17 protein-coding genes and 3 tRNA genes are annotated in these 22,352 nt (G+C 71.8%); 1 reads left to right on the top strand and 19 read right to left on the bottom strand.

The window, feature by feature from the left end; all coding sequences use genetic code 11:
• Window positions 1-2 precede the first annotated feature (2 nt).
• From rpmG to V1258_RS00110, 4 genes are all read right to left on the bottom strand, one after another.
• The gene (rpmG, locus tag V1258_RS00125) at window positions 3-173 is read right to left on the bottom strand and encodes a 50S ribosomal protein L33 (protein WP_029360274.1); all 171 of its coding nucleotides are present in this window, start codon (window positions 171-173) and stop codon (window positions 3-5) included.
• A 97-nt stretch (window positions 174-270) separates the two neighbouring features.
• Window positions 271-347 (bottom strand) — tRNA-Met (locus V1258_RS00120).
• A gap of 54 nt (window positions 348-401) precedes the next feature.
• Window positions 402-474: transfer RNA gene (locus V1258_RS00115), tRNA-Thr, on the bottom strand.
• An 86-nt stretch (window positions 475-560) separates the two neighbouring features.
• Window positions 561-642: transfer RNA gene (locus V1258_RS00110), tRNA-Tyr, on the bottom strand.
• 276 nt (window positions 643-918) lie between these two features.
• Between V1258_RS00110 and V1258_RS00105 the strand changes: the two genes are divergently transcribed.
• Window positions 919-1,407: a YajQ family cyclic di-GMP-binding protein gene (locus tag V1258_RS00105; RefSeq protein ID WP_329747792.1), complete on the top strand. Its 489-nt coding sequence runs from the start codon at window positions 919-921 to the stop codon at window positions 1,405-1,407.
• 79 nt (window positions 1,408-1,486) lie between these two features.
• Here V1258_RS00105 and V1258_RS00100 read toward each other — a convergent pair whose 3' ends face one another.
• The 15 genes from V1258_RS00100 to V1258_RS00030 form a co-directional block, all read right to left on the bottom strand.
• Complete coding sequence (locus tag V1258_RS00100; RefSeq protein ID WP_329747791.1) at window positions 1,487-1,756, bottom strand: hypothetical protein; 270 nt, start codon at window positions 1,754-1,756, stop codon at window positions 1,487-1,489.
• Window positions 1,757-1,836: 80 nt separating this feature from the next.
• Window positions 1,837-2,097, bottom strand: coding sequence for a hypothetical protein (locus V1258_RS00095; RefSeq protein WP_329747790.1), 261 nt, complete (start codon window positions 2,095-2,097; stop codon window positions 1,837-1,839).
• Between the two features lie 369 nt (window positions 2,098-2,466).
• Entirely contained in the window at window positions 2,467-2,736 is a 270-nt protein-coding gene (locus V1258_RS00090) for a hypothetical protein (RefSeq protein ID WP_329747789.1), read from the bottom strand.
• Between the two features lie 46 nt (window positions 2,737-2,782).
• A complete protein-coding gene (locus tag V1258_RS00085) occupies window positions 2,783-3,046 on the bottom strand; it encodes a WXG100 family type VII secretion target (RefSeq protein WP_329747788.1) in 264 nt (87 codons plus the stop codon).
• Between the two features lie 472 nt (window positions 3,047-3,518).
• Window positions 3,519-4,001: a hypothetical protein gene (locus tag V1258_RS00080; protein ID WP_329747787.1), complete on the bottom strand. Its 483-nt coding sequence runs from the start codon at window positions 3,999-4,001 to the stop codon at window positions 3,519-3,521.
• A 114-nt stretch (window positions 4,002-4,115) separates the two neighbouring features.
• Window positions 4,116-4,385, bottom strand: coding sequence for a WXG100 family type VII secretion target (locus tag V1258_RS00075; RefSeq protein ID WP_329747786.1), 270 nt, complete (start codon window positions 4,383-4,385; stop codon window positions 4,116-4,118).
• Window positions 4,386-4,588: 203 nt separating this feature from the next.
• Window positions 4,589-9,052, bottom strand: a complete 4,464-nt coding sequence (locus V1258_RS00070) for an FtsK/SpoIIIE domain-containing protein (protein WP_329747785.1) — start codon at window positions 9,050-9,052, stop codon at window positions 4,589-4,591.
• 69 nt (window positions 9,053-9,121) lie between these two features.
• On the bottom strand, window positions 9,122-9,832 hold the full coding sequence (locus tag V1258_RS00065) for a hypothetical protein (RefSeq protein WP_329747784.1): 711 nt from the start codon (window positions 9,830-9,832) through the stop codon (window positions 9,122-9,124).
• Between the two features lie 51 nt (window positions 9,833-9,883).
• Window positions 9,884-11,515 (bottom strand): serine/threonine-protein kinase, encoded by a 1,632-nt coding sequence (locus V1258_RS00060; RefSeq protein ID WP_329747783.1) that lies wholly within the window; start codon window positions 11,513-11,515, stop codon window positions 9,884-9,886.
• A complete protein-coding gene (locus V1258_RS00055; protein ID WP_329747782.1) occupies window positions 11,512-14,463 on the bottom strand; it encodes an FHA domain-containing protein in 2,952 nt (983 codons plus the stop codon). Before V1258_RS00055 ends, V1258_RS00060 begins: the two co-directional genes overlap by 4 nt.
• A complete protein-coding gene (locus V1258_RS00050; protein ID WP_329747781.1) occupies window positions 14,460-15,341 on the bottom strand; it encodes a PP2C family protein-serine/threonine phosphatase in 882 nt (293 codons plus the stop codon). The genes V1258_RS00055 and V1258_RS00050 overlap by 4 nt, the downstream gene beginning before the upstream one ends.
• Window positions 15,338-17,455 (bottom strand): RDD family protein, encoded by a 2,118-nt coding sequence (locus tag V1258_RS00045; RefSeq protein WP_329747780.1) that lies wholly within the window; start codon window positions 17,453-17,455, stop codon window positions 15,338-15,340. Before V1258_RS00045 ends, V1258_RS00050 begins: the two co-directional genes overlap by 4 nt.
• Entirely contained in the window at window positions 17,455-19,962 is a 2,508-nt protein-coding gene (locus V1258_RS00040; RefSeq protein WP_329747779.1) for a transglutaminase-like domain-containing protein, read from the bottom strand. Before V1258_RS00040 ends, V1258_RS00045 begins: the two co-directional genes overlap by 1 nt.
• Window positions 19,959-21,359: a DUF58 domain-containing protein gene (locus V1258_RS00035; RefSeq protein ID WP_329747778.1), complete on the bottom strand. Its 1,401-nt coding sequence runs from the start codon at window positions 21,357-21,359 to the stop codon at window positions 19,959-19,961. The genes V1258_RS00040 and V1258_RS00035 overlap by 4 nt, the downstream gene beginning before the upstream one ends.
• Entirely contained in the window at window positions 21,356-22,330 is a 975-nt protein-coding gene (locus V1258_RS00030) for an AAA family ATPase (protein ID WP_329745069.1), read from the bottom strand. Before V1258_RS00030 ends, V1258_RS00035 begins: the two co-directional genes overlap by 4 nt.
• Between the last annotated feature and the right edge of the window lie 22 nt (window positions 22,331-22,352).

Raw genomic sequence — 22,352 nt, 5'->3', positions numbered from 1 at the left:
ACTCAGCGGGTCTCGCGGTGCGCCGTCTGCTTGCCGCAGGTCGGGCAGAACTTCGAGAGCTCGAGCCGATCCGGGGTGTTGCGACGGTTCTTCTTGGTGATGTAGTTGCGCGCCTTGCAATCAACACAGGCCATGGTGATCTTGGGACGCACGTCAGAGCTCTTGCTCGCCACGGTTCGCCTCTTTCGTCCGGGTGGCGCACCCGGCGGCGCGCCTCGTGGGTCCCCGTACTCGGGGGATGTGGATCCTGCACTCCGGTCGAGACCGGCGTGGTACCGAGGGCGGGGATCGAACCCGCGACCTCACGATTATGAGTCGTGCGCTCTAACCGTCTGAGCTACCCCGGCGTGACGGTCGAGCGGCCCGCATCTCTCTCGAGATCGGGCCGCCGCAACCATCAGAGCCCTGAAAGGGAATCGAACCCTTGACCTTCTCCTTACCATGGAGATGCTCTGCCGACTGAGCTATCAGGGCAACCCGGTGAACACTACCCAATCTCCTTGCCGCGAGGCAATTCGTGGGGCGCTCCCCGTGCGTCGGATCACAAGGATCCTCCGCGGTGGCAGGTGAGGGATTCGAACCCCCGTAGGCATAGCCAGCTGATTTACAGTCAGCCCCCTTTGGCCACTCGGGTAACCTGCCGGGATGACCTCTCCCGTCGCCCCTCGCGCCTGGAGGACCAGGTTCGCGGGCCGCCGGAAGCGGACTCGGAACAGCATAGCGGGGTCCGAGCGGGGGTGCGAACCAAGAGGGCCCCTGGACCGCATGACCATGGTCACAGCCGTTCCGACCTGCAGGAACACGGCGCGCCGGGACGAGCTCCGGACCATGCCGGCTCGCGTCGGCGCTGCGCACCCGCGGCCGGTGTGCAAGAGTGCCAGCAGCATCCACCCGCCGCCGCACTGAAGGAGCCCCGTCATGGCTGATTCGTCGTTCGACATCGTGAGCAAGCTCGACCGCCAGGAGGTCGACAACGCGGTCAACCAGGCCGTGAAGGAGGTCGGGCAGCGTTACGACTTCCGGAACACGGGGGCGTCGGTGTCCCTCAGCGGCGACCAGATCGTCATGACCGCGAACGCCGAGGAGCGGGTGCTGGCCGTGCTCGACGTGCTCCAGTCCAAGCTGATCCGGCGAGGCATCTCCCTCAAGGCCCTCGAGGTCGGCGAGCCGAAGCAGTCCGGCAAGGAGATGCGCCTCGTGGCGGAGCTCAAGGAGGGCATCAGCACCGAGGACGCCAAGAAGATCTCCAAGATCATCCGCGACGAGGGCCCCAAGGGCGTGAAGGCCCAGATCCAGGGCGATGAGCTGCGGGTCTCCTCCAAGAGCCGCGATGACCTGCAGGGGATCATCGCGCTGCTCAAGGGCAAGGACCTCGACGTGGCGCTCCAGTTCATCAACTACCGCTGAGCGCCGCTCCCGACCGATGCACGACGAGAGGGTCCCACCCCCGTACGGGGGTGGGACCCTCTCGGGTCGTGCCGGCTGATCAGCCGGCGTCCGAGATGCGGTCCTGGTCGTCGGCGTGCTTAGTGAGCTCGTCACCCTTGGCCTTGAGTCCCTCGAGCAGGTTGTTCACCGGGCCACCCACGAAGGAGTTCCACTCCACCTGGTACGCGTCGTAGTCCGGGCCGATCCACTCGACCGAGTTCACGATGCTGGTGACGGTCTCGATCGCCTCGAGCATGGTCTCGCCCGTCTCCACGAGGGACTGCGCGACGTCGCGCCCCTCGTCCGGGTTCATTCCCTTGAAAGCCATGACCTACCCCTTCTGCCCCTGTGGGGCCGGATGTCGAAAAGTTCGTGCTGGGAGCGGGCCCGTGGTCCGGGCCGCTGGAATCAGGAGGACGCGTTGATCTGCTGCCTCGCGTTCTCGGCGGCGCGGCTCGCGAACTCGCTCGTCTGCTGGACGACGGTCTGCACCAGCTGACCGATCGTGCTCTCGAACTCCTGGACGAAAGCGTCGCGGTCCTCGCCGGTCCAGTCGAGCTCGCTCACCCGCGAGCTCGCCCGGGAGAAGAGCTCCTGGACGTTCTGCCCGGCCTCCTCGGTCTGCTGCCCCATCTTCTGAACCGCGGTGGGGTCCATGCCCTTCTTCATCGTGCCCTCCGATACTCGTGGTCGTTCCGGTCGCACCTGCCCGAGGGGATCTCCGCGGCCCTCGGCCGCCTCCCCGATCCCTCCTCGAGGTGATGCACTCAGCCTAGGAGCGCCGGCGGACTTCCGCGATGGGGACTACTCCCCAGCCCCTGCCGATGCCCGATGTGGCAGCATCGATGCTGGCCACAGCGATTTCTGCGCCGCGAACGACTGTGGATGAACCGTTCCTCCCCAAAGCGCCGGCACTCGTGCCGACTCTCGCGACTGCACCGTCCCTCCCCCGCCCCATCCCAACCCACGACGCACAGCGCCCCGCCCCCGACGGATCGGGGACGGGGCGCTGGATCGGCGACGGGCGCCGGAGCGGACTCAGTCGCCTTCCGAGACCGTGTCCTGGTCGTCGGCGTGCTTGGTGAGCTCGTCACCCTTGGTGCGGTACGCCTCCGAGAGCTGCGACAGCGGGCCGGAGAGGAAGGAGTTCCAGTCCGAGGTGAAGCTGTCGTAGTCCGGGCCGACCCACTCCACGCTCATGATCTTGGAGGTGCGGGTATCGGTGTTGTCGTTGACGGTGCTCGCCGCCTCGGTGACGAGGCCAGCGGTCTCGCGACCCTCGTCCGGGTTCATTCCCTTGAAAGCCATGATGTCTCCCCTTGTGTTCTGTGGTGGTGGTGGTCGCGGTCGGGCGTCAGCTGGACGAGATCTCGCGCTGACCCTTGGCGTTGGTGCGGAGGCGCTCGGCGAAGTCCGTCAGCTGCTGCACGACAGCCTGGTTCGCGGTGCCGATGGTGCTCTCGAACTCGGAGAGGTACTTGTCGCGGTCCTCACCGGTCCAGTCGAGATCGGTCACGTAGCCGAGACGGCCCTCGTAGATCGAGTTCATGCTCTCGATGAGCTCGTCGATGTCGCCGGCGATGGCCTCGACGGCCTCCGGGTTCATACCCTTCTTCATGATCTTCCCCAAACGTAGATTCTGGATTCTGTCGCCACCCTCGGCAGGTTCCTCCGCGACCCCCGGTCGCTTCCTCGGCCGCTGTCCTCCAGGTGATGGCTCTACCCTAGAGCGGACCTCCACCGAGAGGGAATGGGGACAACTCCCCATCCCCCTCCCCAGCCTGACTGAGCGCTATCACTGCAGGTCACAGGCCCTCACCCGGGATCTGCTGACGGTGCGGGGAGAGCAGGCCCCCTGCCGGGTCCCGTCGTCGGCCCGCGGGAGCGGCCTGTCGGCAGCAGCTCCGGCAAACCGTCGGGAGGTCCGCCGGCACCACCTCCGGCACCACGATCGCCCTGCCCGCCGGCACACCGGCCGGCGCGCCCGCCGGCCCCGTCGGACCGCCCCGACGCCCGTCGCCCCGCGCACAGCAGAGAGCCCCGGACCGCCGTGCGGTCCAGGGCTCCCCGGTGCTCTGTCCTCGATCCCCTCAGCTGAGGTCCACGCCCACCGAGTCCTGGATGGCGCGGATGGTCTCGATCTCGTCCTCGGCGCTCTCCGCCCCGCAGCTGCCGACGATCTCGAGCACGTCGGTCGCCACTCCCCCGCGGTCCAGGACGGCGTAGCGCGCGGCCTGCACGACCGTCGGCCGGCCGGGCTGCGTGTAGCCGTACTCGCTCGCGATCCAGGTGTCCCCCGACACCTCGAGCTCGCCCGTGCCGAGCTCCTCGAGCTCCGGCAGCGCAGCCTTGCGCTGCTCGAGACCGGAGCGGGCGGCCTCGAGGGTGAAGTCCGGGCCGAAGCGCTGGACGGTGACGACGACGTTCGCGCGGAAACGGCCCTCCACCCGGGGCTGCGCGACGGCGAGCTGGACGCCGGGGACGGTCAGCGTCGCCCAGTCGTCCGGGACCTCGAGGGTGATCCGCGGAGGGCCCGGGAAGTCCGCGCTCGGATAGATGATGCTCTTGGCCATGGATGTGCTCCGTTCCTCCCACCGGTGACGGCACTCAACCTACCAGCAGGGAACGGGGCCCGGACGGCGTAACCGTCCGGGCCCCGTTCCCTGCTTCGAGAGGTGCCGAGAGCGTCAGTTCGACGAGATCGACTCCTGATCCGAGGCGTTGCGATCCGCGGTGTCCCCGAGCTCGTCGACGGCGGTCATGATCTGCTGCAGCGCGGGCACCATCTCCCCCGACCACTGACCGCGGAAGCGATCGGCGTCCGGCCCCGTCCAGTCCACGCCCTCGAGTCCGGAGGTGAGCTCCTGCTCGATGCGGGTGATCTCCTCGGCCGCCTCGCGCAGCTGGGTCGCCATCCGGCGGACCTCTTCGACGTTCATTCCCTTGGTGGCGTTCACTGCGGGGTTCCCCTTCCCAGTTCGTGGCATCCGCGCCCCTGCGCAGGTGCACCGGCTCGTGCCATGGTGTTCGACGGCCTCACTCTAGGTCGCGGGGGCCTGCGTCACCATGGGGAGGAGTCCCCATGGGGACGGACGCCGTCCCGCGGGAGCGCCGGGACGCCGCCGGCGAGGCGAGCACCCGTCCCGGCGAGCGCCCCGGATCAGCTGGTGATCTGCGCGACCTGCAGCTTCATCGCTCGACCGCTGTAGACGAGGAAGCCGCGGCCGGTCGGGAAGTCCGCGCGACGGATCCTCCCCAATGACGTTCCGAGCAGGGTGTCGCCGTCCATCTCGCCGGGCTGCAGGAGCAGGCCGCGGCGTCCGGCCTTGAACGGCTGGGCGAGGACGTAGGCCTGCGACCAGGAGGCCGACTCGTTCTCGCCCACCACGAACTGGCCCTCCCGGGTGGACGCCCGGATCAGCTTGTCGAGGTCGTTCTCGATGCCGGAGCCGGTGAAGTCGGCGACGCCGTCGATGAACAGCGCCAGTCGACCCTCCTCGACCGCTCCCGACTCGATGGTCTGCCGCAGCTGGGCGGCCAGCTCCCGCACCGTCTCCGGATCCGAGCCCTCCACGTCCCAGATCGGCAGACCGGTGAGCGGCGTGCGCCGCGAGGAGAAGCGGACCAGGCGCATCGGGTTCTCGAGGGCCTTCAGACCGGTCGCGATGGTCAGCATCGCGGTCGTGCGGCCCGAGCCCATCGGGCCGGTGACCATGAACGCGCCCCGCGGCTCGAAGGTGATCTCGGAGAGCGTCTCGTCGGCCAGGCCGAGCACCGGCTGGCCCCCGACGACCGGGCGCAGCTCCGAGAACTCCACCCGCTCGGGAAGTCGCCGGATCCCCGGCGCCTCCGTCACCCCGGCGCGGCGCATCGCCTTGGCGAGCTTGGCCACTTCCCGCGACTGGATCGCCACGTTCGAGTCGCCGCCGTGCACGGCGATCTGCACCTCGTGCCCCTCGAGGATCGCTCGCCCGGGGGGCGAGGCCCCGTCGAGGACGTCCTTGGGCTCGCCGAAGCCGGAGTAGTCGTCCACGCTCGCCATGCGGTGGATCAGCCGCCGCTGGATCGAGGAGCCGAGCGAGGTGGGGATGGCGTTGGGGCGGTCGCCGGTCACGATCACGTGCACGCCCACCTGACGTCCGTCAGTGGCGATCTGCACGAAGGCGGTGAACCACTTCGAGAGGTTGGAGAAGTCGTAGGCCTCGCGGAACGCGGCCATGCCGTCCACCAGCAGCAACACACGCGGGGTGTCCGGAGCGTTCGCGAGCTCGCGGTACTCCGCGACCGAGCCGGCCCGCACCCGGGCGAAGTCGCGGGCGCGCTCGTCGATCATCTCGCGCAGGGTGCGCAGCAGGCGGATGACCCGCTCCTCGTCGTCGCCCGGCACGATCGAGCCGACGTGCGGCAGCTCCTCGAGCATGGTCAGGCCCGAGGCGCCGAAGTCGAGGCCGTACACGTGCACGGGACCGCCGCGCACCGTGGAGGCCGCGGAGATGGCGAGGGTCCGCAGGGTGGTGGACTTGCCGGATCCGCCGGTGCCGTAGATGGCCATGTTGCCGTCGCGGTCCGGGTAGTAGGAGATCGTCGGCTGTGCCTGGTCCTCGGGCATGTCCATGACGCCGAGGAGCAGCTCCTCGTCGGTGCGCCGGGTGGGCAGCCGGGAGAGGTCGTAGGCGTCGGCGAGCTCGGAGAGCCACGGCTTGCGCGGCGCGGGCACGCCGGCCTTCTCCGCCGCGGCCCGGATCGTGGTCACCATGCGGGTGATGTCGTTCGGTCCGAGGTCCTTGACCTCCTTGGCGGGCGGGCTGGGGATGTCCCACTGCTCGCCGGTGCCGAAGTCCTTCTCGACGATGTCGATCCGCGCCCGCTCGGGCTCATCGGTGGTCCAGCCGCCGGCGTAGCCGGTCTGGAAGGTGGCGATGCGACCCGGACCGGTCTTCGCGGCGCCGCGCCCCGGGATGCCCGGGTCGAAGTGGGCAGCCATCTTGTCGCCGAGGATGTCCTTGGAGTCGGCCTCGTCCGCCATGCGCAGGGCGATGCGGAGGTTGGTGTTGGCCCGCAGGTTGTCCTTGATGACGCCCGCGGGACGCTGCGTGGCGAGGATGAGGTGCAGGCCGAGGGAGCGGCCGCGCGCGGCGACGTCCACGACGCCGTCCACGAACTCGGGGATCTCCTTCGCGAGGGCCGCGAACTCGTCGACGATGATGATCAGGCTCGGTGGCGCCTCGGGATCCCCGGTGCGCTCGAGCGAGACGAGGTCCTTCGCCTTTTTCCGGTTCAGCAGGTGCTCGCGGTAGTGCAGCTCCGCCCGCAGCGAGGTGAGGGCGCGACGCACCAGGTGCTGGGACAGGTCGGTGACCAGACCCACGGCATGGGGCAGCTCGATCGCGTCGGCGAAGGCGGCGCCGCCCTTGTAGTCCACGAACAGGAAGGTGACCCGGTCGGGGCTGTGGGCGGTGGCCATGCCCATCACCCAGGCCTGGAGGAACTCGGACTTGCCGGCGCCGGTGGTGCCGCCCACGAGGGCGTGCGGGCCGTTCGTGCGAAGGTCGAGGTGGAAGGCGTCCTGGCCGTTGTGGCCGATGAGGCCGCGCAGGTTCGCATCGTGCTTGCGGCGTTGCGGCTCGGAGCCGTCGCGCGGGGTGAGGGAGTTGTTCTCCTTCCACCGCTCGATGATGTGGTCCGGCTCCTCGGCGAGCGCCGTGCCACCGAGCTTGAGGTACGAGATGGCGCGGGGCAGGTCGGAGTCGTCGTCGATCGGCACGCCCGCATCGACCACCGGCGAGAGGTGACGGGCGACGCCCGCGGCCACCTCGACGGAGACGGTCTCCACGGTGACGGGGTAGAAACGCTCGCCCAGGCGCACGTGGCCGGCGCTAGCCCCCTCGATAGCCTCCTCCACCGAAACATAGGTGCGGCAGGCCGCGGGGAGCGCCGCGACGTTCGGGGCGCACCAGATGACGTGCACCCCGGCATCGGGGCCGCGCTCGGCGATGCGCACCAGGCGGGCACGGTCGACGGGGGCGTCGTCCTCGATGATCACCACCAGGCTCGGCGTGACCGGCTCCGGCGGGATCGGCGGCTCCGAGGTGACGTCGCTGGTCATCGGGGTGCGCAGAGTGGCCGGGGCGTCCCCGGTGCGCTGCTCGATGAGCTCCTCGATGCGGGAGAGCAGGGAGGTGCCGCGGCCGGGGGTGTCCGCGAGGTGGTCGCCGGGGAGCGGCGAATGGGGGCTCGAGCTATGCGGGAGCCACTTCAGCCACTGCCACATCTCCCGGCTGGAGCGGGAGGTGATCGCCGCGATCGCCATCTCGGCCGGCGAGTGCAGGGCGAAGAGCTGGGTGACGATCCCGCGGGCCACCCCGTCGGCCTCCGCACCGCCGCCGGCGACGCCGAGGTTCCCGGCGTAGCGGAGCTCCGAGACGATCGGGACCCCCGCGATCATCTTGTACTCCTCGTGCATGTCGTCGAGCATGTCCCAGTACTTCGGGATGGCGTCGTTCTCCGACGGCATGTCGATGCCCACCCGGGACTCGGCGATGCCGAGCCCGAGGCGGAGCGTGCCGAAGGCGTTGTGCTCGGGACGGTGGGTCCACAGCAGGCGGCCCAGGCGGAAGGCGGCGTCGACGGTGTCCGCGGCCGACGGCGCCTCGACGAGGCGGACCGCGCGTTCGAGGTCCTGGGCGGCGGTCACGCGGCGCTTGAGCGAGGCGAGCCCCTCCTCGAAGTTCTCGATCTGCCGCTCGAGCTGCTTCTTCGCCTGCCACTTGCGGTTGAGGTACCCGGCCGTGGCCATGAGCGGCATCATGAACACGAACATGAGGGAGAAGGGGCTGCGCGTCAGCGAGAACATGAAGCCGCCCATGAGCACCGGGGCGAACAACATGAAGATCGGGAAGAACTGCGGGCCCGGCTCCTTGGGCGGGGTGGGCGCCTTGAGCGGCCGGTAGGGGAAGCGGGGCACGACGCGCGGGGAGCGGTTGAACTCGACGACGGGCGAGCTGGGCGCGGTCCCGCCCAGGCGGTGCAGGGCGATCACCGAGAAGGTGGTCTGGCCGATGAGGACGGTGTCCGCGGGGCCGATGACGGCGCGCTGGACCTGCTCGCCGCCGATCACCACGCCGTTGCTGGAGTGCAGGTCGACGATCTCGATGGTGTCGCCGACGTTGATGCGGGCGTGCCGCTTGGAGAGCATCGGGTCGGCGATGCGGATGTCGAGGTCGCCCTCGCGGCCGATGACGCTGGACCCACTGGGTAGCGGGAACTCGCGGCCCGCCTCCGGGCCGGAGAGCACCCGCATCAGGGCGACCGCCGCGCCGCGGGACTCCGAGCGCGTGGCGTACTCGGTGGAGGAGCGGGCGATGGAGACCACGCTGCCCGAGCGCAGCCCCGCCTGGATCAGGTCGATCTCGCGATCCAGGGAGCGCACCCCGTTCGCCCCGGGTCCGGCGCCCGCGTCCTGCACCTGCAGGGTCAGACCCTCGGGGGGCTCGACCTCGCTGCGCAGCGGGTCCGCGAGGTACAGCGCGTTCGCCACATCGGCCACGGTCGCCGTCGCGTCGGCCGTGACCTCGAGGTCCGTCAGCCGGTCCTCGGGCCTGCGCAGCGTGAGCTTGATGCGCATCTGCTCTCCTCCCCCTGGCGGGCCCCTCGCCCACCCGTCCGGATCCCCGCGGCGGGGATCGGCTCGGTCCTACTCGTCGTCCTCGTCCTGGGACTGGTCCAGCAGCGGCAGGTCCTCGCTCGAGACCAGCCGCGAGAAGACCGCGTGCTCGACGAGGCGGGCCCGTCGGTTGCTCGCGAGCTTCCCGGGGCCGCCGCGCAGTCCGCGCACCCCGAGACGGTCCAGCTTGTCGCAGACGTTGTCCAGCTTGCGGTTGAACTTGGTCAGCGGCCACCCGAGACGCTGAGCGGCCTGCGCCGAGGTCGGGACTGAGCTCATGCCGGAGCCCTCACGGACCAGCATCGGCTCGGCGAGGGCGAGGATGAGCAGCTTCTGGCTCGCGGTGAGCTGCACGGACCCGACGGTGGTCTCCCCCACCGGGTCGTCGGGATGGGTGACCCGCTCGAAGTCGGGCGACTCGGCGTGGACGGAGAGGTCGTAGGTCGTCGGCCCGGCGGTGAACACCACCTTGGTCTCGTCGAAGACGAGCGGGATCCGCGCTCCCGGCGCGAGCCAGGCCTGCATGCTGCCGGTGCCGTCGGTGATCGTGGCGGACAGCCGCGACCCGATGTTCACCAGCCACCACATCGACTCGACCTGCACGATCGTCAGGAAGCGGCGGTGCAGGAAGGGGTTGTCGTCATCGACGTTGAGGTCGGCCTCGCGGCCGATGGTCAGCTCCTCCCCCTCGGCGACCCGGTACCACTCGCCGCAGAACTCGACGGAGATCGTCGACGCCATCGTCATCCCTTCCCTTCTGTGCTGCGTTCGCTCATCACGTTCCTCATTCCCTCAGCCCTCGTCCAGGCAGACTTCGACCCAGCCGCTCGCGCCGCCGGCGTCGTTGACCGTCTGCACCTCGAGGCACGGTGCGGTCAGACCCGGAGGCACCTCCACGACGGTCGAGGTGCGGCCGTAGACCGGGTTCGGTGTGGCGAAGCGCTCGTAGTTGGACTCCAAGTCCTTCCACCTCACTTGGAAGTAGTCCTCCTCGGTCAGGTTCGCCGGGGCCGACCATTGCACGCGCGCTCGGGCGGTGACCCCGCCCGGTTCCTCCGGGGCGACGAGGGCGATCGAGACGTCGCCCGGCATCCCCGGGGGCTCCCTGGTGGTCTGGGCGACGTTGATGTCCGTGGTGGCGATCTCGTCCTCGGGCTCGTGGGTGAGGTAGCGGACGCCGAGGGTGGTGCCCACGCCGAGGACGATCACGAGGACCGCGGCGAGGGTCACGAAGGGCCAGACCGGGGTCGAGGGCTTCTCCTCCTCGGTCTCGGCGGGAGCGGCGTAGGGGGTCGCCTCGCGCGGCGGGTTCAGCCGGGATCCGGCCGGCCGCAGCGTGGTGGACTCGTCCGCCTCGGCGGCGGAGTGGGTCGAGGCCGACGACGACGAAGACGTCGGGCTGCCGAGCGCGGGGGCGACGCCCGCGAAGCGGTCCATCGGCCGACGTGAGGCGCTCACCGAGTCGGGGTCAACGGTCGCGACCTTCCGGATGCGGGTGTGCGCGTCGAGCTCGTCATCCTCCCCGGAGGTCGCAGGGCCGGTGCCGCGGTCGTCGAGCACGTCCATCTGCGTGACCGGCAGCGAGAGCGCGAGCTCGACCTGCTGCAGCGCGCGCCCGAGCGCCAGGGCCGTGTCGTAGCGCCCCGCGGGGTCCTTCGCCATCGCGACGGACAGCACCCGGTTGAGCTCGGGCGGGATGTCGGGGCGGGTCAGGGGCGGGAGCGGCTCCGCGGAGATGCGGTGGATCAGGTCCGAGGCGCCGTTGCGCTGGCCGCGACGCTCGAAGGGCGTCTGGGAGGCCAGCAGCGAGTAGACCGTTGCGGCGAGGGAGAACACGTCGCTGCGCACGTCGGCCCGCGGCGGATCGGCGAAGAACTCGGGGGGCGACCACGGGATCGACATGCCCTGGGAGTCCTCGACGTCCTGTCCCTGACCGGTCGCGATGGAGATGCCGAAGTCGGTGAGCGCAGGTCGGTTGTAGTCCGTGACCAGGATGTTCGCGGGCTTGATGTCGCGATGCAGGATCCCGGCGCGATGGGCGGTCTCGACCGCGCCCGCGATCTGCACGCCCACGCGCAGCGCCTCGGCGACGGAGATCCGCTCCTTGCGGAAGCGCTGGCCGTAGTTGGGGCGCGGGCAGTACTCCATGACGATGTAGGGCCGGTGGTCGTCGGAGACCTCCGCCTGGTGGATCGTCACGATCGACGGGTGGGTCGACATCTGGGCCATGACGTTGGCCTCGGCGTCGAACTGGCGGCGCACGCTCTCGTCGAGGACGTTCGAGAGGAGCACCTTGATCGCCACGCGGCGCTGGGGCCGGAACTGTCGGTACAGGAAGACGTCGGCGAAGCCGCCGGAGCCGAGCGGCTTCTCGTACTCGTAGCCCGGCAGGCGGGGCGGGGCCGAGGGCGGTCTGGTGCTCATGGCCTCTCCCTCATGTACAGGTGGACGTCGTCGCCGAGGTCCAGGTGGTCGCCGTCGCGGAGGACCACGCCCTCCCGAGGGCGCAGCCGCAGCGGGTCGGTGCCCTCCCGATGCAGCGTGGTGCCGTTGGTGGTGCCGAGGTCGAGGGCCACCACATGCCACCCCTCGAGCCGCAGCTCGAGGTGGGAGCGGGAGATGTCCTGCTGCGGGCTCGGCACCGTGATCAGCTGCGGCATCTCCTGGGCGCTGACGCGCGAGGCGCGGGGCCGACGCCCGATGATCGCCATGCGGTCGAGGACGAAACGTTCCCCGGTGGAGATGTCGACGACGCCGAGCGGCGGGCGGGCGACCGTCTGCGTGGGGCCCTGGAGCGGTCCCCGGCACAGCCGACAGACGGACAGATCCGGCGGATTCGGGTGCCCGTTCGGGCAGAGCAGCGCGGGCAGCAGCACGCCCTGCTGCGGGGCTCCTCCCGGACCGCCGGGCCCGGGGGCCGCGGCGGCGAGGGAGGGTCCGGCGGGCTGGGTCGGACGCGCGGGGCCGGCGCCGGGGGCTGCGGGGTGCGGTGCCCCGGCCTGGCGCAGACCCCCCGGGCCGCCGGGCAGGCCGCCCGCGGGAGGAGCGCCGTACGGGGCCGGGGCGCTGTGCTGTGCAGGCGTGCCGTGCTGTGCGGGAGCGCCGTACGGTGCGGGGCTGCCGTGCTGTGGAGGGAGACCGTGCTGTGCCGGGGGGCCGGTGGGGCTGCCGTAGGGCGCCGGGCTGCCGTACGGGTCCGGATAGCCGACCTGCTGCCCGGCCGCGACGGGGTTCACCGGGGCAGCCGGATAGCCCTGCTGCGCCTCGGGGCGGCCGGGGTACCCGAGCTGCTGGCCGTGGTAGCCCTGGGGGGCGGGCTGGCCGTACCCGGGATGCTGCGGGGTCGGCTGCTGCTGCGGACCCGGCTGCTGGGGAGCGGGGCCGGGCGCTCCCGGGTGCATCCCCTGCGCCTGGGGGGCGCGGGGCGTGTAGTACGGCGAAGGTCCCGGGGCGTAGGACGGCGACGGAGCCGGCGCGGGGCCGCTGCGCGGAGCGGGAGGCCGCTCGGCGAGGTGGACCTGCGGATAGGCGGGGTCGACCCGCGGCGGCGCGGCCGCCCGACGAGCGGCGGCCTGGGCGATCTCGGGGGCGGTGCGGCCGACGCCGGGGACCCAGTCGATGAACTCCCCGACGCTCTCGGGCTCGGGGGCCGCCGGCGCGACGGGGCTCGGCGCCGCCTCGACCGGCGGGGCCTCGGCCTGGGTGACCTCCGCGACCTGCGATTCCTCCGTAAAGGCGGGCGCGTCCTCGTCGTGCTCGTCCTCCTCGGCGCGGCGCACGGCGGCGTCCTCGACGCGGCGGAAGACGGTCTTGCCGAACAGGTCGTCGTACGCCCCGGTGTTCTCGACGTCGGTCGCGGCCGGCGGGGCGAGGGACGCTGGCGCGGCGGGGGCGGCCATCGCCGGTGCGGGAGCGGCCGGGCGGGGCCGGGGCGTCGGCGCGGCCGCCTGCTCGTCCTCGTCGTCGATCGGTGCGACCAGCGTGACCGGCGAGCTGCTCTCGTCCTCGTCGGGAGGCTCCGGGGTGGGGACCGACTCGGGGCGCGGCGCCGCGGGAGGCACGGCGGGCGCGGCGGGGGTGGCGGGGGTGGCAGCAACCGGCGCGGCGGCGGGCTCCGGCGCGGGGGCGGGCTGCGGCGCGGGCTCGGGTTCCGGAACGGGAGCGGGAACTGGCTCGGCCTCGGCGGCCGGCGCGGGTGCTGACTCCGGGGCAGCCGCGGGCTGAGCGGTGGGCGTCGTCGACGCCTCGGCCCGGGGGGTCTCCGCGGCAGGCCGGGCACGGTCGAACAGGGAGGTGCGCACGAGACGTCGCCGCGGGGCGCCGGTCGACGACCCTGCAGACGGAGCGGCGGCAGGGGGGACGGCGTCGGCCGATGCCTCCGAGGCGGCGGGTGTCGCCGTGTCGACCACCGGCTCGGGGGCCGGGGACGGGGCGGGGGCCGCAGCCGCCGGCGTCGGCGTGTCAGCAGCCGGAGCCGCGGTCGCCGGAGCGGGAGCCGGTGCAGGAGCCGCCGCGGCGGGAGCCGGAGCAGGGGCCGCCGGAGCGGCGGCGGACGCCACGGGGTCATCGGCGGCCGGGGCCGGCGCCCCCGGAGCGGCAGGCTTCGCGCCGCCGAAGAGGTCGTCGAACATGTTCGGGCCCGAGGGTTCCGGAGCGGGCTCGGAGCGGCGCGCGGACGAGGACGAGCGCGCCCCGCGCTGCAGGCTCGGCGGCATCTCCCCCGGCTTGCGCGTGGCGAGCATCGGCTTCTTGATCTCGCTCGCCGGCCTCGGAGCGGGCTTCTCCGCCCGGCGCTTCTTCGCCGCGTCGTCCTCGATGTGGCGGGTGTCCGCCTCCACCTGCTCGGCGAGCGCAGCGCGATCCGCCTCCTCGAGGGTCGCGGGGTCGACTGTCACGTGCACGAAGCCGCGCACGCGCACGATGCCGGCGACGACGCGGGGCGAGCCGATCGGCTCCTCCGCCGGCAGGTCACCGAAGGAGGTGCGGAGGACCTCCTCGATGGTGCGCAGCAGGAACGGCTCGTCCTCCGTCCCGGCGATCTGCTCGGAGCCGCTCGGGGTGTACACCTGCAGCGGCGTCTTCCCCTTGATCCCGTAGGTCACGGTCGTGCCGTCGACCAGCGCGAAGAGGATGGCGGGGATCTTGTCGGCGCTCTCGAGGCCCGCCTCGGCGACCAGACGGTCCAGGAACTCCTCCCCCGTCGGCCCCTCACCGAGGATCGTCCAGGCCGCCTCGGCGACCTCCTTGCGCAGTCCCGGGACGAGCACGACCCAGCCGGCTTCCCGGACGACCAGGGTCGCCGGCCCCTGCTGGGTGAAGGTGCCGATCCCGAGGAGAGGGGCGGGGCCGGACGCAGCCGCCTCCTCGCTCATGACCGTCCGCTCCCGACCGGGGGCAGCCCGCGCGGCAGCGTGTCCTCGTCCACCTCATCGTTCGCGGAGTCGCCGCTCGCGACGCCGCCAGCGGTGTCCTCGCTGGCCAGGTCGAGGCCGAGCACCTCGACCGCCTCGACGATCACCACGGTGACGTTGTCGTGTCCGCCGCCGTCGAGGGCGAGCTGGACGAGGTCCTGGCAGATCGTGCGCACATCGTTCGGGCCACGCAGCAGGCGCTCGATCGCCTGATCGGACACCTCGCCGGTCAGACCGTCCGAGCAGATCAGCATGCGATCGCCGACCTCGGCGGGGATCAGCCAGTAGTCGGGATCGGAGTCGGGACCGGCGCCGAGGGCGCGGGTGACCATGTGCCGGTACGGGTGGACGCGGGCCTCCTCGGCCGTCAGATCTCCGCGGTCCATCAGCTCCTGGACGACCGAATGGTCGACGCTGACCTGCTCGAAGATCTCCCCCGACAGCCGGTACACGCGCGAGTCGCCCAGATTCATCACGACCCAGTAGCCGATGCCGTCCAGCACCATCGTGGCGACCACGGCGACGGTGGTGCCCGCGCCGACCGTCGCCTCGCCCGTCAGCTCGCCGATCCTGTCGGCCGCGCTGCGGAGCGCCTCGCCGAGCTGCTCCACGGACACGTTCTGCTGGATCGTGAGCTTCTCGAACTCCTCGACGGCGATCGCGCTCGCGACCTCGCCCGCGTTGTGGCCGCCCATCCCGTCGGCGACAAGATAGATCGGCGTCGTCTCGAGGTAGCTGTCCTCGTTTGTCGCGCGGACGTGGCCGACATGGGTCGCCGAGGCGGAGACGACGCGGACGGTGCCGGTGGAATCGGGGTCCGACAGGGAGCGGTCGGTCACTGCTCCCGCTCCACGGACAGGGTCCGGTCCCCGAGGGCGACCTGCGCTCCGGCAGGAAGCACGGTCGGGCTGTGCGGGACGAGACCCTCACGGGAACCGTCCTCACGGACGATGGCCGATCCGTTGGTGGACCCGAGATCGGTCACCATGGTCTCGTCGCCGGTCCCGTCGAGGAGCAGGTGGGTCTTGGAGACCGACCGGGTGTCGTCCTGGAGCACGAAGAGCAGCTCCCCGGCCGGAGCCGTAGGGTTGCGGCCGATGACCACGGCACGCTCCACGACGCGCTCGGTCCCGGCATCGGTGACCAGTCGGAGAGTGCGCTTCGGCGGCAGCTTCACCGGCGAGATGCGCGTCGCCTCGAGGTCGCCCAGCGAGTCGTCCTCGGGCACGGACATGCGCGTCGCCTCGTCGACCTCGTCGGTGCCGCCGTCCCAGGCGCTCCCGGTCAGTTCCTGCGGCGCATCCTGTGCGGGGGCGGCGGGCTGCTGCGCGGGGGCCGACGGCGCGGGCGCTCCCCAGGCACCACCCGAAGCAGGGACGGCGGGCGCTGCGGGCTCTGCCGGTGCGGCCGGACGATCCCACGGCTGGGCGCCCGGGGCGGACTGCGGCTCCCCTGCGGGAGCCGGAGCGGCCTGCTCGCGAGCCGGTTCAGTCGGAGGCTGCGGGGCCGAAGGCTGCGAGGGCGCATCCCAGCTCTGCGCGGCGGGCTCGGCCGGAGCGGGCGGACCCCACTGCTGCTCGGGAGCGGGTTGCGACGCCGGCGCGGGCTCGGGCGCAGCACCCCAGCCCGACTGCTGCGGTGCCTGAGACTGCGCCTGGGACGCCGAAGACTGGCCCCAGCCGGTCTGCTGCTGCGGTGCCGACGCCTGCGACGCCGGGCCCTGGTCCCAGCCCGACTGCTGCGGTGCCGGTGCCTGCTCCCAGCCCGACTGCGCGGCGGGCTCGACGGGAGGCGGAGCCCAGGAGCTGGAGTCCTGCACCGGGGCCGCCGGCGCCGGGGAGCCCCAGCCGTCCTGTGCGGGAACATCCGTCGTCGACGAGGCCGACGGAGGCGCATACGGGGACGGAGCGGGCTGGGGGTCCCAGCCACCGGACTGCGGGGCAGCCCCTGCGGAGGCTGCCTGCTGGGACTGGTCACCGCCCTGCCAGGCGGAGCCCGGCTCGGAGAGCAGGTTCTGGTGAGCGGAGACGGCGACCGACGGTGCCCCGAGGTACTGCTCCGCCGGAGCGCGCTCGAAGTCGTCCGCCCGCGCGGTCAGCGGGTTGCGGCCGGACTTGACGTCCACCACCACCGAGCCCACCACCCGATCATGGAAACCGCGCAGCCGCTTCTGCGGGTCGAGGAAGATCGACAGGGCCATGACCGGCGAGATTACGCCGTACACGACCCAGCGCCCGAGGGCGCGCACGAAGCCGAGCGGACCACCCGTGCTCTCCCGCACGATCCGCAGCCCCATCACGAGCTTGCCGACGGTGAAGCCCTTGGATCCCGTCAGCCACACCATCACCAGCGCATAGGCGACCGGCAGCGCGGCGCCCACGCCCGTGAGGATCTGGGCGAGCAGCGAGGCCGACTCCTGGGTCAGCAGGAGGATGACGCCGACCGTCATCGGCACGGTCACGAGACCGGCGACGACACCGTCGATCACCGCTGCGAGCAGACGCTTCACCGGGGTGCTCGGCGCGCAGCCGTCCAACGGCGGTTCGAAGGCCGGCCCCTGGGAGGCGGGAGCGCCCTGGGAGGGGGCGGGAGCGGCCGATCCGGGCCCGCTGGGCGAGCCGAAAGAGGCGGATCCGGTGGTCGGGTTCTGCGGTGGCTGAGTGACCATTGCTCGATCGTACTGGCCCGGGGGGCGGAGCGTCGTCGCGCCCGGCTCCTTGGGGGCGAGTTCCTCCCGCGAGATCAGCTCGATGCCGTCACCCCCGTCGCTCTCGGTCTCCTGCGGGCCGAGGTCACGGGCACGGGCGCGAGGCGCCGCCGACCAGGCGCCCGGGGCGTCGGTCGCCCGGCGCTCGTAGGGCGAGGCCTGGTAGCGGGCTCCGCATTCCCCGCAGACGGCCGCGTTCTCGGGCAGGAGCGTCCCGCAGGTGCTGCAGTAGCGCGTGGTGGTCATCAGGGGTTTCCCTTCCTGGATCGCGTCGCGGTACGCGGGGAGGTGCCCCGCAGCGAGGAGCGGCGCTGCCGCAGGGATGCGGCGCGTCGATCGGCCTTGGCGCGTGCCCGACGGTTGGCCTTGTCGAGACGGTGCTCGGCGCGCCGCTCCGCCGCTCGGCGGCGGAAGGAGCGCAGCGAGAGCGCCCCGCGCAGCCGGCGGTGCCAGGGCACCGACGCGGCGAGGCCCCGCCGCGCCTCCTGCACCTGCGTCCAGTACTCGTCGGCGGCCTGTGCGGGCAGGTCGTCGGGTCCGAACACGGCCCGATCGGCCCGGCTGGCCAGGAGCGTCGCCCCCATCGCGGGCACCTCGCCGTCGAGACGAGCGGCGATCTCTGCGCGCGTGCTCAGCCGATCGGGAGCCCGCCCCAGATCGGTGAGCTGGTCGAGGATCTCCTGCCACCCGCCGTCGACGCGGGTCGCGAGATCGCCGCGCGAGCGCCGTCGGCCGCGGCGCACGGATTTCGCGACCACGATCGCGAGCGCGGCCAGCAGGGCGAGGACGATCGGGATCGCCCCGATCCCGAGGTACACGACCCACGAGCGGGTCGGGTCCTCCGGAGGCTCGTGCGGATCGGACTCCTCGCTCATCGCACCCGGCGGCGGGCTCGGCGGCTCGGCCGGCGGAGGCGGCGGCTGCGCGACCTGCGGGAGCGGCTTCTCGACCTCCTTGGGGTCGGGCCGCGTCGGATCCTGGTCCTCGTCAGGTGCCGGATCGAAGCGCACCCAACCGACGCCGTCGAAGGCCACCTCGACCCAGGCGGTGACGTTGTCCCCGGTGATCGAGACCGTGCCCTCCTGGCCCTCGGGCACCTCGAAGCCCATCACCACGCGCGCGGGCATGTCGAGCGAGCGGGCCATGACGGCCAGGAGCGCGGCGTACTGCTCCTCGTCGCCGATCTTGCCGGTCGGCTGAGCGTCGGGCTGCTCCTTGTCGAAGCCGATCGGATCGAGCATCGCCAGCAGGCGACTCACCCCGTGGCCCGAGAGCGAGGCGGTGTCCTCCGCGAGTCCGTTGGAGTAGAACGCCTCGTACTTCAGGGCGCGGGAGAGATTGGCGAAGCGCTTGTAGTCGGAGTCCGAGTCGCCCGCCCATTCCTCCGCGACGACGGCGATCTGGTCGACCCGCGAGTTCTCGGGCATGGCGATGTCGGCGAAGCTCGCGCTCTCGAGCTGCTCGGCGGCGGGCTCGGTGTACGGCTCGTAGAGGAACTCGTAGATGTCCCCCTCGTCGACTCCCGCAGCATTCACGGCAGTCTGCGACTTCTCGTTGAGGAACAGGTTCTCGGCGGTGACGCCCGCCCGCTCCTGCGGGAGCGAGGAGAGGTCGATGCGATCGGTCCGCTCCCCCAGCGTCGGCAGCCACACGCCGCGGTAGTCGCCGATGGTGACGCTCGCGGTGCGCTGCTGCTCGCCGGGCTCGTGGAGGTTCACCCCGGAGGCCGTCCTCATGAACGCCCCGGAGGTGCTCGTGCGGTCGCGGTTCCCGGCGACGTTGTACACGTGGAGGTCGTACTGGTCCATGGTGGCAAGGCGCACGTAATCGCCCGCCTCGACCCCCGTCACCGTGAACAGCACCGCATCGCGCTGGTCCTTGCGGTACCCGCGGAACTCGGACAGCGGCGAGACGAACAGATCCGGGTCGAAGGGCGGGGAGATCCGATCGCGCAGGGCGAACCGTCCGGCGCCCTCCGGCGGGTCCAGCAGCGAGCTCGCCCCGAAGGCCGCCCCGACGGCGATCGCCATGATCACGCCGCCGCCGATGATGCGCCGGCGCAGCACCGGGTTCTTCCAGGAGCCGGGCCGCACCGAGTCGGAGATGATCGTGGACTGCGCGTTGTCCAGGCGCGCGCTTTCGAAGCGCCAGGTCAGCCAGGCCACCGACACCACCGCGAAGAGGACGCCGCGGATGACGGGCTGGACGGCGTCGGTCGTGCCGAAGACGACCGTCACCATCAGCAGCACGAGCGGGAACAGCCACGCGAGCACGTAGCGCCGAGTGCGCAGGACGATGGTCGCCGAGGCCAGGGACAGCAGCAGAACGCTGAGCCACACCACCACCAGCACGCCCTGGGCGCTGCCGACCGGCGGCGCGACCGTCAGGGCGGACTTCCAGGTCGTCACCGGCGCCTTGAGCAGCTCCCAGAGGGAGCCCGGCGTCGGCAGGATCCCCCACAGCGCCCGCGTCGGCGCGGCGAGCATCGGGCCGAACAGGAAGTAGACGCCCAGCACGATCGGCAGGGTGCGCAGAGGCCCCCAGCGCAGATGCGCGCTGAGCAGGGCGATGAGCATGCCGAGCACGAGGGCCATGACGCCCGTGATCGCGAACTGCACGCCGCCGTAGGCGGTCTGGAAGCCGACCAGGGCGAGGACGAACAGCAGACCGAGCACGCCGAGGTCCGTCGCCCGGCGGCCGACGGAGGGCGGCGGCGCGGCGGCGGCGCGGCGGCGGGAGGTCGCGGCGGTCATCGACCCACCGACCTCAGGGCGCGGGCGAGGGTCTCGAGGTCGCCCAGGGTGACCACGTCGAGGGAGCCGATCGCGGAGCGTCGCACCTCCGCGTCGTCCACGCAGCGGATCGCCACGGCCATCACTCCGATCGGAAGCTGGTTGGCGGCGGCGTTCAGCTCGCGCGCCGTGGTGTGGGAGCCGACGATCATCATCACCGCCGAGGCGTTCGGGGCGAGATCCGCCGCCTTCTGCCCGAGCTCGTGGAAACCAATCTGCTCGGAGAGCTGCTCGATCACCGTGTAGTCGTCCATCAGCTGGCGCGGGGTGCCGGTGCGCTGGCGCTCGTCGAAGGTGAAGGGCGTCAGCTCCTTCTCCTCCCGCATGGTCTGCGCCGAGATCGAAGCGGCGGCGGAGACCGCCAGCTCGAACTCGTCCTCGCTCGCGTAGTGCTCCGCGAGGTTGTCCAGGGCGACCACGACGTGGGAGCGGCGAGTCTCCTCGAACTGGCGGACCATGAGCTTGCCGGTGCGAGCGGTGGTCCGCCAGTGCACATGCCGGCGATCATCGCCCGGCGAGTAGTCGCGCAGGGCGTGGAAGGCGATGTCGGAGCTGGAGAGGTCCGAGGAGGGAGTTCCCTCGAGATCGCGCAGGAACCCGCTCGCGGCCTCGTCGAGGCGCACGGTCCGGGGGTGGACGTACAGTTCCTGCTCCTTCGCCCAGGTGACCTGGCGGCGCATGAGCGAGAGCGGGTCGTCGCGCACGGAGCGCACCGGACCCACGACGAGCACGGCACGGCGCTTGGTGGGGACGGCGAAGAGCTCCTCGTGGGTCGCCTCCGGCGCCAGGCGCGGCACCATGAACTGGGCGGTCGCGGATCCGACGGCCAGCTCGATGCGGGAGGGCAGGATGTCGCGCGTCGACGGGTTCGCGACCTCCACCCGGCCCACGGCCCGGGTCCCGACGACCACGCGGTGGGTCTGCAGGTCCAGCACCACCCGGTAGTTCGCCCGGCCGAGCACGAACAGCGCCGCGATCACCAGCGGCACCGTGAGGACGAAGGCGATCACGTTGAGCTCGGTGACGTGCAGCCACAGTCCCGCGATCCAGCAGAAGGCCGCCGCCCCCAGGACCGCCCAGCCGACGGGCGAGATGACGTCGAGCACCGGATGCACCCGGTTGCTCCACAGCTCGCCGATCCGGTCACGGAGCGCCCGCAGGCCCGTCGGCGCGGGCTGCTCCCCCCCGGGAGCGGTGGCCTCAACCGGGGCGCCGGTGCGGGCGGCCGACTTCTCCCGACGGCGCTGCCGACGGGCGGCGGCCCGCTCCTCGGCCTCCGCCGTGCGGCGGCGTCGCTTCGCCTCCGCCTTGGCGCTCTTCGCGTCGGCGGTGTCGCTGGGGACGGTGCTCTGGCTCATGCGGACTGCTGGCGCGCCTGGGGAGGCGCCACCTCGCTGAGGATCTTGGTCATGACGGTCTGAGCGGTGGTGCCGGCGAACTCCGCCTCGGGGTCGAGCACGAAGCGGTGCAGCCACACGGGGCCGACGAGGTGCTTGACGTCGTCGGGGATGACGTAGTGGCGACCGTTGACCGCGGCCCACACCTTCACGGCACGCATCAGCGCGAGCGCACCGCGGATCGAGACGCCGACGCGCACCTCGGGCGCGAGACGGGTCTCCTCCATGAGGCGCGAGACGTACTCGAGCACCGCCGGATCGACGTGGACGGTCGAGGCGAGCTGGGTCATGTCGTTGACGGCCTGCAGGGAGATGCGCGGGGTCAGCTGCTGGGAGCGGTCGCGCAGCGCGGAGCCCTGCAGGATCTGCACGCTCGAGGCGTGGTCCGGGTAGCCGAGCGAGGTCTTCATGAGGAAGCGGTCCAGCTGCGCCTCGGGGAGCCGGTAGGTGCCGGCCTGCTCGATCGGGTTCTGGGTCGCGATGACCATGAACGGGTTGCCGACCTCGTGGGTGACGCCGTCGACGGTCACCCGGCCCTCCTCCATCACCTCGAGCATCGCCGACTGGGTCTTCGGCGAGGCGCGGTTGATCTCGTCGGCCAGGACGATGTTCGCGAAGACCGGGCCCTTGTGGAACTCGAAGGACTTCGTGTTCTGGTCGTAGATGGTCACGCCGGTGACGTCCGAGGGGAGCAGGTCCGGGGTGAACTGGATGCGGGTGCTGGTGCCCTGAACGGTCGCCGCGATGGAGCGGGCCAGGGAGGTCTTGCCGGTGCCGGGGGCGTCCTCGAGGAGCACGTGGCCGGGCGCCATCATCGCGGTCAGCACGAGACGGACCACCTCGTTCTTGCCGAGCACCGCCTGGCCGACGCTCTGGACGAGCTTGTCGAAGGTCTCGGCGAACCAGCGTGCCTGTTCGGGGGTCATGCTCATCAGGTGGTGCTCAGCTTTCGTG

Origin of the sequence: Brachybacterium sp. J153 (genome assembly GCF_036311905.1) — a bacterium.
Taxonomy (GTDB): domain Bacteria; phylum Actinomycetota; class Actinomycetes; order Actinomycetales; family Dermabacteraceae; genus Brachybacterium.
The sequence above is the reverse complement of the archived record's forward strand: the minus strand, read 5'-3'. Positions and strand labels throughout refer to the sequence as shown.